We start from the raw sequence: 13,137 nt of genomic DNA on the forward strand, positions 1-13,137 counted from the left end.
GGGTCCTCCTGGATCGGCGGCGAACCAGAATGCCCGGGTTCGCGCAGAATCGAACACCGAAGCTAGGGAACTCCAACAGAAGACGTCAAGATGCGACACCGGGATGGATCACGTCTTCGGTGGGGGAGGGTGGCGAAGCTCGCTCCCACCGGGTGGGAAAGCGAACGGGTGTCACGCTTAGAGTCGGGGGTATGCAGACTTGGTCATCCGTAGACGTGCCCCGGCTCCCGGGCACCCCACGCCCCCTGCGGCTCCACGACACGGCGACCGGGCAGGTGCGCCCGACCGCTCCCGGCGCGACTGCCCGGATGTACGTCTGCGGCATCACCCCCTACGACGCCACGCACCTCGGCCACGCGGCCACCTACCTGGCGTTCGACCTGGTCAACCGGGTGTGGCGGGACAACGGCCACGAGGTGCACTACGTGCAGAACGTCACCGACATCGACGAGCCGCTGCTGGAGCGCGCCGAGCGCGATTCCGACGACTGGGTGGTACTCGGGATGCGCGAGACGGCGCTGTTCCGCGAGGACATGACGGCGCTGCGGGTGCTGCCGCCGCGCCAGTTCGTGGGCGCGGTCGAGAGCATCCCGGAGATCGTCGAGGTGATCGCGAAGCTGCTGGCCGACGGCAGCGCCTACCGCGCCGACGACCCGGAGTTCCCGGACGTCTACTTCGACCGCAACGCCACCGGCCGCTTCGGCTACGAGTCCGGTTACGACGCCGAGACGATGGGCAAGCTGTTCGCCGAGCGGGGCGGCGACCCGGACCGCCGCGGCAAGCGCGACCCGCTCGACGCGCTGCTGTGGCGGGTGGCGCGCGAGGGCGAGCCCTCCTGGGACTCGGAGCTGGGCGCCGGCCGGCCGGGCTGGCACATCGAGTGCAGCGCGATCGCGGTGAACCGCCTCGGCCTCGGCTTCGACCTGCAGGGCGGCGGCTCCGACCTGATCTTCCCGCACCACGAGTACAGCGCGGCGCACGCCGAGGCGGTGGCCGGGGAGCACCCGTTCGCCCGGCACTACGTGCACGCCGGGATGATCGGCCTCGACGGCGAGAAGATGTCGAAGTCCCGCGGCAACCTGGTCTTCGTCTCCCGTCTGCGGGCCGACGGTGTCGACCCCGGCGCGATCCGCCTGGCCCTGTTCGCCGGCCACTACCGCGAGAACCGCCCTTGGACCGGCGCCCTGCTGACCGAGGCCCAGGACCGGCTCGCCCGCTGGCGCGAGGCCGTGGACCGCCCGGTGGGCCCGGACGCCACCGGGGTCGCCGCCCGCCTGCGCGACCACCTCTCGGACGACCTGGACACCCCGAAGGCCCTGGCCGCGGTGGACGCGTGGGCCACTTCGGCCCTCCGCCGCGAGGGCACGGACCCCGAGGCGCCGGGCTTGGTCCGCGACGCGGTGGACGCGCTGCTGGGGATCCGGCTCTGAGCCACCCGGGTGCCGAGGGGTCATCGGCCACCGGCACCCTCCCTCGGGCGCCCCTGGACGGCTCGGGGAGAAGCCGAGGCCGATCGGGTCGAGCGGACTGACCGGGCAGCCGTCGCGCACGAGAGGTCCCCTCCTTCGGCGGGCAGGGGTGGTTCGCCGCCCGAGGAAGAGTCAGGACTCTCGGTGATCCCGGTGGCCGCCGGGGTGAGCGGGCCGGGGACTCCGGCCGGACGTCCCGGGTGATCGCGCCGTGCGACGATCTGGAAAGACCCGGACCGGACGAAGGAGCCGCAGACCTTGCCCATGGTGCACGCGCTGTGGTCTCCGGGCCGGGGGCTGCTGCTGTGGGCGGAGCGCGAGCGGGGCCCGTCCGGCTCGGCGAGCCGTTCGGCGCGGATCGCGCTCCCGCACCCGTTCGCGGTGTCCAGCGCCGAGCTGACCGCCCTGCACCCGGGCAAGCCCACCTCGGCGACGTTGCTGCTGCCTTCGCGGGCGAGCCGTCCGCTCGCCTCCTCCGAGACCGCGGCCAAGCGGCGGGGCGCGGCGCTGTCGCTGCGGGCGTGGTCGGTGCCGGCGTTGATCGTGGACGCGAGCGAGCTGGACGACCTCGACGACTCGGCCTCCTACGGCGCTTCGGTCACCCATCTGCGGGCGGTGGCCCGCCTGGCCGTGGATCTGGTGCGGCGCGGGCGGGTCCTGCCGACGCTGGTCCGCCGGGGTGACGCGGCGCAGGCCCGCTGGCGCCCGGTGCTGCAGGGGGTGGACTTCGTCGCGTTCGACGCGCTGGCCGGGGCCATGCCGCCGGTCGGCCGGGCCGAGCAAGTGGCGCCCGGTATCGGGGGATCGCCGCGCGCGCTGGCCGCCGACGCCCTGCGCACCCTGGTCGACACCGCGGTCCGGGACCGGCTGGCCCGGGCGGAGCCGCCGGTCGAGCTGCGCGGGCGCCCGGGCGCGGCCGGGGTGTGGCTGGCCGCGTTGCCGGGCGGCGCCGCCCGCGTCGAGCTGCCGCTGGAAGAGCTGGATGTGCTGGCCGAGGCCGTCGCGAAGTGGGACGAGGTCGCCGATACCGACGTCGCCGACGGCCGGGCGTGTTTCCGGCTGGCCGAGGTCGCCACGCTGCGCCGGCCGGCCGCCGGCGACCACGGTGACCACGGTGACCCGGACGACCCCGACGACCAGACCGGTGACGGCACCAAGTGGCAGCTGCAGTTCCTCCTGCGGGCCACGGCCGACCCGAGCCTGCTGCTTTCGGCCGGGCAGATCTGGTCGGGTGCGGCCCACGGTCTGGTCCGCGACCCGAAGGGGCTCTTCACCGCCGAGCTGGGCCGGGCCGCGCTGGTGGAGCCGATGCTGGCGCCCGCCCTGCGCCGGACCCAGCCGTCCGAGCACGACCTGACCGTCGAGGAGGCCGAAAGCTTCCTCACCTCGGGCGCGAACCGGCTGATCGAAGCCGGGTTCGAAGCGCAACTGCCGGCCACCTGGGACGGGCGCCGTCGGCTCGGGCTGCGCCTGTCGGTGCACAGCACACCCTCGGAGCAGGTCGTCGCCCGCAGCCGGGTGGGCCGCGACGAGCTGGCCACCTTCCGCTGGTCGGTCTCGGTCGGCGACGCGGAGATCGGCGAAGAGGAACTGGCCCGGCTCATCGCCGCGAAGTCCCAGCTGGTGCGGCTGCGGGGGAGGTGGATCAGCGTCGACGCCGACCGGCTCCGCGCCGGTCTCGCCTTCCTGCGCCGCGACCGGCACCGGACCACCCCGGGCCTCACCGCGTCCGAACTGCTGGAGCTGGTCCACTCGGCGCGGGCGGCACCGCTGCCGGTCACCGGCGTGCACGCCGACGGCTGGGTCGGGGACGTCCTGGCCGAGCGGGTCCAGCAGACCCTCCGGCCGGTCGAACTGCCCCCGTCGTTCCGGGCCACGCTGCGCCCCTACCAGCAGCGGGGCGTCGACTGGCTGGTCTTCATGGCGGCGCTGGGCCTCGGCGCGTGCCTGGCCGACGACATGGGCCTGGGCAAGACGGTCCAGACCCTGGCCCTCGAAGCGGTCGAGCGGGCGGGCCCCGAGCGCGGCCCGACCCTGGTGCTGTGCCCGATGTCGCTGGTCGGCATGTGGCAGCGCGAGGCGGCGAAGTTCGCCCCGGCGCTGCGGGTCCACGTCCACCACGGCAGCGCCCGCGCGCGCGGCGACGAGCTCGCCGGCCGGGTCGCCGCGGCCGACCTCGTCGTCACGACCTACGCCACCGCCGCTCGCGACGCCGACGAACTCGCGGCGTTCACGTGGCGACGCCTCGTGCTCGACGAAGCGCACGCCATCAAGAACGCGGACACCGCCACGGCCAAGGCGGTGCGGCGGTTCGCCGCCGGGCACCGGCTCGCGCTGACCGGCACCCCGGTGGAGAACCGGCTGGCCGACCTGTGGTCGGTGCTGGACCTGCTCAACCCCGGCCGGTTCGGCTCCCGGTACGGGTTCCGGCAGCGGTTCGCGGCTCCGATCGAGCGCCGGGGCGACCCCGCCGTGGCCGCCGAACTGCGCCGGCTCACCCAGCCGTACCTGCTGCGCCGGGTGAAGACGGACCCCGTGATCGTGCCCGAGCTGCCGGCGAAGCTGGAGATCAGGCAGGAGTACCGGCTCACCCGCGAACAGGGCACGCTGTACCGCACGATCGTCGACGAGATGATGAAGAAGATCGAGAACAGCCAAGGCATCAAGCGCCGCGGGAACGTCCTCGCCGCGATCACGAAGCTCAAGCAGGTCTGCAACCACCCGGCGCACCTGCTGCACGACGACTCACCGATCGGGCACCGCTCCGGCAAGGTCACCCGCCTGGAAGAGGTCCTGGCCGAAATCCTGGCCTCGGGCGACCGGGTGCTGTGCTTCACGCAGTACACCGAATTCGGCCACCTGCTCGTGCCCCACCTGTCGGAGCGGCTCGGCGCCGAGGTCGCCTTCCTGCACGGCGGCCTGGCCCCGCGGGCGCGGGACGAGATCGTGGAGCGCTTCCAGTCCGGGGCCGGGCCGGGGATCCTGATGCTCTCGCTCAAGGCCGGGGGCTCCGGGCTCACGCTGACCGCGGCCGGCCACGTGCTGCACCTGGACCGCTGGTGGAACCCGGCGGTGGAGGACCAGGCCACCGACCGGGCGTTCCGGATCGGGCAGGGGCGCACCGTGCAGGTGCGGAAGTTCGTCTGCCCGGGCACGATCGAGGACCGCATCGACACCTTGATCACCCGCAAGCGCGCGCTCGCGGGAATGGTCGTCGACGAGGGCGATAGCCATCTCACCGAACTGTCCACCGACGCCCTGCGAAGGGTGCTCACGCTGGGGGAAGACGCCATCGAAGAATGAGGCGGCCGTCCACGGTTTCTGTATAACGCCCTATACGGCTCCTCGCTGGCCGGTTTCAAGTTCCAGCCGGTCGCCCTGCCAGTCCCGGCGCAGCCACCGATCATGGGACGCCACGACGACCGCCCCCGGCGCCGTGGCGAGCGCGGCGAACATCTCCTCGGCCAAGGTCAGCGAAATGTGGTTCGTCGGCTCGTCCAGCAGCAGCACGTCCGGCGGGTCGGCCAGCAGCACGGCGAGCGCGACCCGCCGCCGCTGCCCGACCGACAGCTCGCCCACCGGGCGGCCCAGCTCGCGCGGGCCGAGCAGGCCCAGCCCGGACATCGGCGGCGCCGATTCGCCCAGCGCGGCGAAGTAGACCTCGTGCGCGCTGCGGTGCGGATCGGCGAACTCCACGTCCTGCTCCAGCCGCCCGACCCGCACCCCGGGTCCGAAGTGGACGGACCCGGCCGAGGGGGCGAGCCGGCCCGCCAGCACCGACAGCAGGGTGGACTTGCCCGCCCCGTTGCCACCGGTGACGAGCAGCCGAGCCGTGGCGGTGACGTCCAGGCGCGGCAGGCTCAGCCGGCCCGGCACCTCGATCCCGCGCACCGAGATCGCGGGGCCGTCGCCGGGGGCGCGTGTGGTGAGCGCGGCCTGGAAACGCAGGGGAGCGGGTGGTTTCCGCACCTGGTCTCGGCTCAGCTCGGCCAATCGCAGCCGCGCGTTGCGGACGCGCCGCGAGACCTGCTTCTCGACTCTCCCGCCCTTGCGGTCGTAGAGCGTCTTCGCGTTGTCCGGCTGCGGCCGGTTGTGCGCGACCCGCCGCGCCGTCACCGCCACCGACTCGCGCAGTTCCTTCAGCTCCTCCTGCTCTTCGGTGTAGCGCTGCTCCCAGCGCGCGCGTTCCGCGCGTTTCTGCTTCAGGTAGTCGGTGTACGCGCCGCCGTAGCGGGTCGCGCCGCCGGTGAGCCGGTCGGCCGGAGCCGGGTCGAGGTCGACGATGGCGGTGCAGACCGCGTCGAGGAACACGCGGTCGTGCGAGGACAGCACGACCACCCCGGTCAGCTCGGCCAGGTGGCGTTCGAGGAACTCCATCCCGGCGTCGTCGAGGTGGTTGGTCGGCTCGTCGAGCAGCATCGTGGCCGGCCGCCGGATCAGCAGCGCGGCCAGCCCGAGCCGCGAGCGCTCGCCGCCGGAGAGCGTGGCCAGCCGCCGGGCCGGGTCGAAGCCACCGAGGCCGAGGCCGCCGGTGACCAGCCCGGCTCGCCGGTCGGCGTCCCAGAGTTCGTGGGACTGGGCCCATTCCAGCACCCGGCCGTACTCCTCGAGCAACTCCGGGTCGTCCGGCCGATCGGCCATCGCGGCGGTGAGCCGTTCCAGCCGGGCGGCGGCCGCGCGGATCTCGGCCAGGGCGTCGTCGATGACGTCGGCGAAGGTGGCGGTGCCCGGGAACGGCAGCTCCTGGAGCAGGAACCCGAGGTCTTCACCGCGGACGACCTCACCCGAACGCGGGACCTCGAAGCCGGCGAGCAGGCGCATCAGCGTGGACTTGCCCGAGCCGTTCTCGCCGACGAGGCCGAGCCGCTGGCCGGGCGAGGCCGTGAGCGAGACTCCGTCGAGGACGGTGCGGGCGCCGTAGCCGAAGACGATGTCCTGGGCCTGCAGGAAAAGAGCCATGAGCGATCACCGGGCCTGGGGCGTGGAGGGTTCCCCGACGGGACTGGTGGCGCCGGGAGCGGTGCTCGACCGGGGCGGCCTCGATGCGGGGAAGGGCTCGGCTCAGCTGTTCACAGTGGCGGCAGCCTAACGCGGCGGCCACCGGTCCGGTCAACCGGTTTTTTCGCGCACCGGTTCTCCCTCGCCGGCCAGCAGGGCGGCGGCTTCCTGGTCGGCGGCCGCCGCGCCCTCGGTCAGGAACGCCACCAGCGCGCTCAGCTGACGCCGGTCGAACGAGCCCATCCGCAGGCCGAGCCGCTGCGCGAGCGGGGCGTAGAGACCGGTCAGCTCGGTCATCCGGTCGGGCAGCGGGCGCACGCGCAGCCGTCGCCGGTCGGCGGTGTCGGTGGCCCGCTCGACCAGCCGGGCGCGCTCCATCCGGTCGAGCATCCGGGTGAACGCGCCGGTGGCCATCCCGAGCATCCGGGCCAGCTCGGTGGGGGAGTCGGTGGCCCCGCTGTGCACGAGCTGGAGGCAGTGCAGCTCGGCCGGGGTGACGCCGAGCCGTTCGGCCACCGCGGTGTGGAAGCGCACGGTGGAGCTGACGAACCCGGGCAGGGCCAGCGCGGCGGTGGTGGCGAGTTCTCGCTGGTGGGTCAACGGGCCGTCCTCGGAGCTGGTGAGCACAGTTGCTGCTTCGCGCAGTAACTGCCGGCAAGCGTAGCGAAGCCGATTGACAGCCGGATCGGCGGCTGCAAGTCTGAAGGAACTCTTTCGAAACTATCCTTTCAGATAGGGGAGCGAATTGTGGCCGAACTGCCCCCGCGCAAGCGCGTCGACGACGCCGAGCTGCTCCGCGCGCTGGCGCACCCGCTGCGCATGGCGCTGCTGCAGTACCTCACCGCCATCGGCCCGCGGACCGCGAGTGAGTGCGCGGACGCGGTCGGCTCGACGGCGTCCAACTGCAGCTGGCACCTGCGCCAGCTCGCGCAGCACGGGCTGGTCGAGCGGTCCGAGAGCGGGGACGGCCGCGAGCGGCCGTGGCGGGCCCGCCAGGTCGGCCTGGACTTCGGCGAGTTCGGGGACGACCCGGTGCTGACCGGGGCCCAGCTCGCCGTCACCGGCACCCAGCTCAACCAGGAGCAGGAGCTGACCCAGCGGTACCTGGACTCCTTCGACCACATCGAGCCCGAGTGGCGCGACGCCGGCGGGATGACCAACTACACGCTGCGCGTCACGCCCGCGGAGCTGGACCGCCTGGTCAACGCCATCGATGCACTGGTCCGCCCGTACGCCGGCCCGATCCGGGCGGACACCCCCGCCGACGCGCTCCCGGTGCACCTGGGGGTGCGCGCGTTCCTGCGGCTGGAGCACGACGGGAAGCCGAGCGCATGAGGAAGCTGCTGGCGATCCCCGCTTTCGTGCGGCTGTGGGTGGCCGCCTTCTTCGGTGAGACGGCCGAGTGGATCCTGCAGGTCGCGGTGCCGCTGTTCCTGTTCGCCAGCACCGGTTCGGCCGTGGCGACCGGGCTGAGCGTCGCGCTCGGACTGCTGCCGGCCGTGCTGCTCAGCCCGGTCGCGGGGGTGGTGGCCGACCGGTGGAACCGCCGGGTGGTGCTGGTCGCGGTGAGCGCGGGCCAGGCCGTGGTGGTGCTGCCGCTGCTGGCCGGCGTCGGGGTTCCGGTCGCGCTGGTCTACGCCGTGATGACCGGGCAGGCCGGCCTCGCGTCGGTGTTCGAACCGGCGCGCAACGCCCTGGTGCAGGAGCTGGTCGGCCCGGGGGAGATGACCGGGGCGATCGGGCTGATGAGCGTGAACGGCAGCGTCGCCCGGCTCGCGGGGGGCTGGGCCGGTGGGGTGCTGGTCGGCTGGGGCGGGCTCCACGGCGTCGTGCTCGGCTACCTCGGGGCGCTCGCGATCGCCGCGGTGCTGCTGGCGCGCCCGTTCCGGGGAGTGGGGCCGGTGGCCGCCGTGGCGCCGGAGAAGGAACCGGTGTTCTCGGCGTGGCTGACGGGCCTGCGTGAGCTGACCGGGGACCGGAGGCTGCGCGGGACCGGCGTCGCGACGGTGCTCATCGCGATCGCCCAGGGCATGTTCCTGGTGCTGTTCGTGGTGTTCGTGCTCGAAGTGCTGGACGGCAACGAGGCCGACGCCGGGCTGCTGCGCGGGGTGCAGGCCATCGGCGGGCTGGGCGCGGGGTTCGCGGTGGCCACGATCGCCCGCCGGGTCGCGCCGGTGAAGCTGCTCGCGTGGGGCTCGCTGGCCACCGGGGTGCTGTCCGCGCTGGTCTGGAACCTGGCCTTCGCCACCACGGCGCTGGGCCTCTACGTCGGGCTGTTCATGGTGGTCGGCGCCCCGGCGGTGGTGACCGGCGCCGGGTTGCTCTCCCACCTGCAGGGCGGGGCCGCGCCGGAGCGGGCCGGGCGGGTGCTGAGCACGGTGTTCGCGGTGCTGGCCGCGGGCGGGGCGGCCGGGGCGCTGCTCGCGGGCGCCTTGGTCACCGTGACCGGGCCCGCGGTGCTGCTCGACGTCCAGGCCGGGATCTACGTGCTGGCCGGGCTGGTGCTGCTGGGGGCGGGTAAGGGGCGGTGGCGGCGGTCCGGCGGGCCGGAAGTGGTTACGGTGGAGGGGTGCCGTCTCTCTTCGCCACCAGTGACCTCCATGTGACCCACGAGGGCAACGCGCCGCTCCTCGACCGGGTCGTGCCCGACGCGCCGGAAGACTGGCTGCTGGTCGTCGGCGACGTCGCCGAGCGCGCCTCGGTGATCCGCGACACGCTCGCCACGCTGCGGGAGCGGTTCGCGAAGGTCGTCTGGGTGCCGGGCAACCACGAGCTGTGGACCACGCCGAAGGACGAGGTCCAGCTGCGCGGCCAGGCCCGGTACGAGCACCTGGTCGAGCTGTGCCGCTCGATCGACGTGCTCACCCCCGAGGACGAGTTCCCGGTGTGGGAGGCCGGCCCGCGGCCGCTGACCATCGCGCCGCTGTTCGTGCTCTACGACTACAGCTGGCGCACCCCGGCGGCCGAGGGCCGGTCGCGGGAGGTCGCCTTGGCGCAGGCCCGCGAGGCCGGGGTGGTCTGCACCGACGAGTACTTCCTGCACCCGGACCCGTACCCGAGCCGGCAGGCCTGGTGCGCGCAGCGGCTGAAGCTCAGCACCGAGCGGCTGGACGCCGTGCCGGACGGGCACGGGACCATCCTGATGTCGCACTGGCCGCTGCACCGCCACCCGACCGAACCGCTGTACTACCCGGAGTTCGCGCTCTGGTGCGGCACCACGGAAACCGAGGACTGGCACCTGCGCTACCGCGCGGAGCTAGCCGTTTACGGCCACCTGCACATCCCGCGCACCACCTCGGCCGACGGCGTGCGGTTCGAGGAGGTCTCCCTCGGCTACCCGCGCGAGTGGAGCCGCCGGGCCCGTGGCGCGGTGCCGATCCGGAAGCTCCTCACGGCCTGACGACCGGGCCGACGCGTGACCGGGGAACTCCTGTCGCGGACCGTTCTGCCCGCGCCGGGCGGCGAGTTGACCGATGCGCGGCCGGTCCGCGTCCGCCGGGGCCGGTGGGCTGGTCCCGGGCACAGGAAAAGGGGCTCCCCACCACCGTGGGAAGCCCCTTCACCGAGTTTCGCTCAGCGCCGCCCGAAGCCGCCGCCCTCCTGGCCCGGCCGCCGCCGGCGCAGGTACCGCTCGAACTCCGCGGCGATCTTGTCGCCGGAGACCTCCTCCATGGTGACGTCGGTCTCGGCGTCCCCCCGTTCTTCGAGGCCGCGGACGTACTCGGCGATCTCCTCGTCCTCCTCGGCCATCTCGGTGACCGTGCGCTCCCACTCCTCGGACTGCTCCGGCAGCGCGCCCAGCGGGATCTCGACGTCCAGGACGTCCTCCAGCTTGTGCAGCAGCGCCAGGGTGGCCTTCGGGGACGGCGGGTGCGAGACGTAGTGCGGCACCGCGGCCCAGATCGACACCGCGGGGATGCCGGCCTGCACGCAGTAGTCCTGCAGCACGCCCACGATGCCGGTCGGGCCCTGGTAGTTGTTCAGCTCCAGCCGGAACTGGCTGGCCGTGTCCTTGTCGTAGGCCGTGCCGGTGACCGGGACCGGACGCGTGTGCGCGGTGTCGGCCAGCAGGGCACCGAGCGTGACCACGGTGGCCACGTCGAGCTGCATGATGTGCTCCAGCAGCTCCGCGCAGAACGCGCGCCAGCGCATGTTGGGCTCCGGGCCCTGCACCAGCACCACGTCGTGGTCGAGGCCCTCGGGCCGGCACACCGACAGCCGCGTGGTCGGCCAGTCCACCCGGCGGGTGACCCCGTCCACCATGCCCACTGTGGGCCTGCTCACCTGGAAGTCGTAGTAGTCGTCCGGCTCCACCTCGGCCAGCGGCGTGGCGTCCCAGGTGAGCTGCAGGTGCTCGACCGCCTGGCTGGCCGCGTCACCAGCGTCGTTCCAGCCTTCGAAGGCCACCACCATCAGCGGGCGGTTCGGTTCCGGGCGGGTGCGATCCGGCTCGGGGGGTCGCTGGGTCTCGTCGACGGGCTCACTCACCCGGCCAGCCTACGACCCTCCGCCCGTACCCTGTGCAGCATGTCCGACCGCAGCCCGTGATCGCCGGCCCGCCCGCGGCGGCCGGGCGGGCGCGAAGACCACACTTTCCGGGCGGGTTCTCACCCGGCGTGGTGCCCGAGACGACTAAGGAGACAACCGTGACTGCACCGTCCTCTTCGGACGGATTGGCGGCCGTGCTGTGGGACATGGACGGCACCCTCGTCGATTCCGAGAAGCTCTGGGACGTCGCCCTCTACGAGACCGCCGAGCGCCTCGGCGGCCGGCTGAGCGAAGAGGTCCGGCTGACTCTGGTCGGGTCCAACATGGACGCGACCTCGGTCGTGCTGCTCGAAGCGACCGGCCACGAGCCCACGCCCGAAGCGGTGGCCGAGACCGGCGAGTGGATCCGCCGGCGCACCGCGAACCTGTTCGACGACGAGCTGCCGTGGCGCCCGGGCGCGCGCGAGGCGCTGGCCGCGGTCAAGGCCGCCGGACTGCCGTCCGCGCTGGTCACCTCCACCGAGCGGGCGCTGACCGAGCTGGCGCTGAACACCCTCGGCCGCGAGCTGTTCACCGTCACCGTGTGCGGCGACGAGGTGGACGGGCTGAACAAGCCGCACCCGCGCCCGTACCTGAAGGCGGCCGAGCTGCTGGGCGTGCCGCCCGCGTCCTGCGTCGCGGTGGAGGACTCGCCGCCGGGCGCGGAATCGGCCGAGTCGGCGGGCTGCGCCGTGCTCGTGGTGCCCAACGACGTGGACGTGCCGGCCGGGCCGCGGCGGGTGTTCCGGGGCTCGCTCGTGGGCGTGGACGCCGGCACCCTGGCCGGGGTGCGCGCCCGGCTGTGACCTGGGCGTCGCGCGGGGTCACCCGGGGCGGCGGACGCGGGCGCGGGGTGGAAGGATCTGCAGACCGTGAAGACCTTCGATGAGCTGTTCGCGGAGCTGGCCGAGCGCGCGCGTACCCGACCCGACGGCTCCGGCACCGTCCTGGCCTTGGACGCCGGGGTGCACGCCCAGGGCAAGAAGGTGCTCGAAGAGGCGGGCGAGGTGTGGATCGCCGCCGAGCACGAGTCCGACGACCGCCTGGCCGAGGAGATCTCGCAACTGCTGTACCGGGTCCAGGTGCTGATGCTCGGCCGGGGGATCTCGGCCGAGGACGTCTACCGCTACCTGTGACGCGCTCGCGCACCCGAGACCGAGGAGAGAGCGAAATGCTGCGTGTGGCCGTGCCGAACAAGGGAGCCCTCGCCGCCACGGCGACGGAGATGCTCGGCGAGGCGGGGTACCGCCGGCGGCACGAGCAGCGCGACCTGACCGTGCTGGACACGGTCAACGAGGTCGAGTTCTTCTTCCTGCGGCCCAAGGACATCGCCATCTACGTCGGCTCCGGCGACCTGGACCTCGGTATCACCGGCCGGGACCTCGCCCTGGATTCGGGCGCTCCGGTGACCGAGGTGCTCGCGCTGGGCTTCGGCGGCTCGACCTTCCGCTACGCCGGTCCGGCCGGACAGGAGTGGAAGCCGGCCGACCTGCACGGCAAGCGCCTGGCCACCTCGTACCCGCGGCTGGTCCGCGAGGACCTCCGGCGCCACGGCGTGGAAGCCGAGGTCATCCGCCTCGACGGCGCGGTGGAGATCTCGATCCAGCTCGGCGTCGCCGACGCGATCGCGGACGTGGTCGAGTCCGGCCGTTCGCTGCGCCAGAACAACCTGGTGGCCTTCGGCGACCCGATCTGCGTGTCCGAGGCGGTCCTGCTGGAGCGGGCGGGCAGCGGGCCGTCGAAGGCGAAGTCGCAGGTGGCCGCCCGGCTGCGCGGGGTCGTGTTCGCGCAGCAGTACCTGATGCTGGACTACGACTGCCCGCGCTCCATCCTGGAGCAGGCCATCGCCATCACCCCCGGCCTCGAGTCACCCACCGTCGCCCCGCTCGCGGACGACGACTGGGTGGCGGTGCGGGCCATGGTCTCGCGCAAGGCGGTCAACCGGGTGATGGACGAGCTGGCGGAGATCGGCGCGAAGGCCATCCTGGCCTCGGACATCCGGTCCTGCCGCCTCTGAACCCGGGGCGCCGTTCCCGGGTGCTCTCCACCCGGGGACGGCGTCATCCGAGCTGGTCGCGGCGGTGGGACCGCTCTGGCGGGGTTGCTCGCCAGCCCCGATGGCCCGCTCGTACACGGCGCGCGA

General features: G+C 73.4%; 11 protein-coding genes. 8 read left to right on the plus strand and 3 right to left on the minus strand.

Annotation, left to right across the window (positions count from 1 at the left end; genetic code table 11):
- The first annotated feature begins 191 nt into the window (after nt 1-191).
- Both mshC and NYF13_RS17395 read left to right on the plus strand, forming a co-directional pair.
- Complete coding sequence (gene mshC / locus NYF13_RS17390) at nt 192-1,430, plus strand: cysteine--1-D-myo-inosityl 2-amino-2-deoxy-alpha-D-glucopyranoside ligase (protein WP_315658098.1); 1,239 nt, start codon at nt 192-194, stop codon at nt 1,428-1,430.
- A gap of 303 nt (nt 1,431-1,733) precedes the next feature.
- Nucleotides 1,734-4,772, plus strand: a complete 3,039-nt coding sequence (locus NYF13_RS17395; protein ID WP_315660346.1) for a DEAD/DEAH box helicase — start codon at nt 1,734-1,736, stop codon at nt 4,770-4,772.
- A gap of 30 nt (nt 4,773-4,802) precedes the next feature.
- Here the strand turns inward: NYF13_RS17395 and NYF13_RS17400 are convergent, their stop codons facing one another.
- Together NYF13_RS17400 and NYF13_RS17405 are read right to left on the minus strand one after the other, a co-directional pair.
- Nucleotides 4,803-6,428 (minus strand): ABC-F family ATP-binding cassette domain-containing protein, encoded by a 1,626-nt coding sequence (locus tag NYF13_RS17400; RefSeq protein ID WP_315658099.1) that lies wholly within the window; start codon nt 6,426-6,428, stop codon nt 4,803-4,805.
- A 150-nt stretch (nt 6,429-6,578) separates the two neighbouring features.
- Entirely contained in the window at nt 6,579-7,067 is a 489-nt protein-coding gene (locus tag NYF13_RS17405) for a MarR family transcriptional regulator (RefSeq protein WP_315660347.1), read from the minus strand.
- A gap of 147 nt (nt 7,068-7,214) precedes the next feature.
- Here NYF13_RS17405 and NYF13_RS17410 point away from each other — a divergent pair, with 147 nt between their 5' ends.
- From NYF13_RS17410 to NYF13_RS17420, 3 genes are read left to right on the plus strand one after another with little or no spacing between them, the layout of a single operon-like run.
- On the plus strand, nt 7,215-7,802 hold the full coding sequence (locus NYF13_RS17410) for a helix-turn-helix domain-containing protein (RefSeq protein ID WP_315658101.1): 588 nt from the start codon (nt 7,215-7,217) through the stop codon (nt 7,800-7,802).
- On the plus strand, nt 7,799-9,073 hold the full coding sequence (locus tag NYF13_RS17415; protein ID WP_315658103.1) for an MFS transporter: 1,275 nt from the start codon (nt 7,799-7,801) through the stop codon (nt 9,071-9,073). Before NYF13_RS17410 ends, NYF13_RS17415 begins: the two co-directional genes overlap by 4 nt.
- Entirely contained in the window at nt 9,037-9,867 is an 831-nt protein-coding gene (locus NYF13_RS17420; RefSeq protein WP_315658105.1) for a metallophosphoesterase, read from the plus strand. The genes NYF13_RS17415 and NYF13_RS17420 overlap by 37 nt, the downstream gene beginning before the upstream one ends.
- A 173-nt stretch (nt 9,868-10,040) precedes the next feature.
- Here the strand turns inward: NYF13_RS17420 and NYF13_RS17425 are convergent, their stop codons facing one another.
- The gene (locus NYF13_RS17425) at nt 10,041-10,955 is read right to left on the minus strand and encodes a PAC2 family protein (RefSeq protein WP_315658106.1); all 915 of its coding nucleotides are present in this window, start codon (nt 10,953-10,955) and stop codon (nt 10,041-10,043) included.
- Nucleotides 10,956-11,113: 158 nt separating this feature from the next.
- Here NYF13_RS17425 and NYF13_RS17430 point away from each other — a divergent pair, with 158 nt between their 5' ends.
- The 3 genes from NYF13_RS17430 to hisG all read left to right on the plus strand — a co-directional run bounded on the left by NYF13_RS17430 (nt 11,114) and on the right by hisG (nt 13,011).
- Complete coding sequence (locus tag NYF13_RS17430) at nt 11,114-11,800, plus strand: HAD family phosphatase (protein ID WP_315658108.1); 687 nt, start codon at nt 11,114-11,116, stop codon at nt 11,798-11,800.
- Nucleotides 11,801-11,866: 66 nt separating this feature from the next.
- Nucleotides 11,867-12,130, plus strand: coding sequence for a phosphoribosyl-ATP diphosphatase (locus NYF13_RS17435; RefSeq protein WP_091614552.1), 264 nt, complete (start codon nt 11,867-11,869; stop codon nt 12,128-12,130).
- Between the two features lie 35 nt (nt 12,131-12,165).
- The gene (gene hisG, locus NYF13_RS17440) at nt 12,166-13,011 is read left to right on the plus strand and encodes an ATP phosphoribosyltransferase (RefSeq protein ID WP_315658111.1); all 846 of its coding nucleotides are present in this window, start codon (nt 12,166-12,168) and stop codon (nt 13,009-13,011) included.
- Nucleotides 13,012-13,137 lie beyond the last annotated feature (126 nt).

The organism is Amycolatopsis sp. PS_44_ISF1 (assembly GCF_032335455.1).
Taxonomy (GTDB): domain Bacteria; phylum Actinomycetota; class Actinomycetes; order Mycobacteriales; family Pseudonocardiaceae; genus Amycolatopsis.

What these genes read in the sequence shown, in the direction of transcription:
- mshC (WP_315658098.1), top strand. Translation starts at nt 192, where the DNA reads ATGCAGACTTGGTCATCCGTAGACGTGCCCCGGCTCCCGGGCACCCCA.
- NYF13_RS17395 (WP_315660346.1), top strand. Translation starts at nt 1,734, where the DNA reads ATGGTGCACGCGCTGTGGTCTCCGGGCCGGGGGCTGCTGCTGTGGGCG.
- NYF13_RS17400 (WP_315658099.1), bottom strand. Translation starts at nt 6,428, where the DNA reads ATGGCTCTTTTCCTGCAGGCCCAGGACATCGTCTTCGGCTACGGCGCC.
- NYF13_RS17415 (WP_315658103.1), top strand. Translation starts at nt 7,799, where the DNA reads ATGAGGAAGCTGCTGGCGATCCCCGCTTTCGTGCGGCTGTGGGTGGCC.
- hisG (WP_315658111.1), top strand. Translation starts at nt 12,166, where the DNA reads ATGCTGCGTGTGGCCGTGCCGAACAAGGGAGCCCTCGCCGCCACGGCG.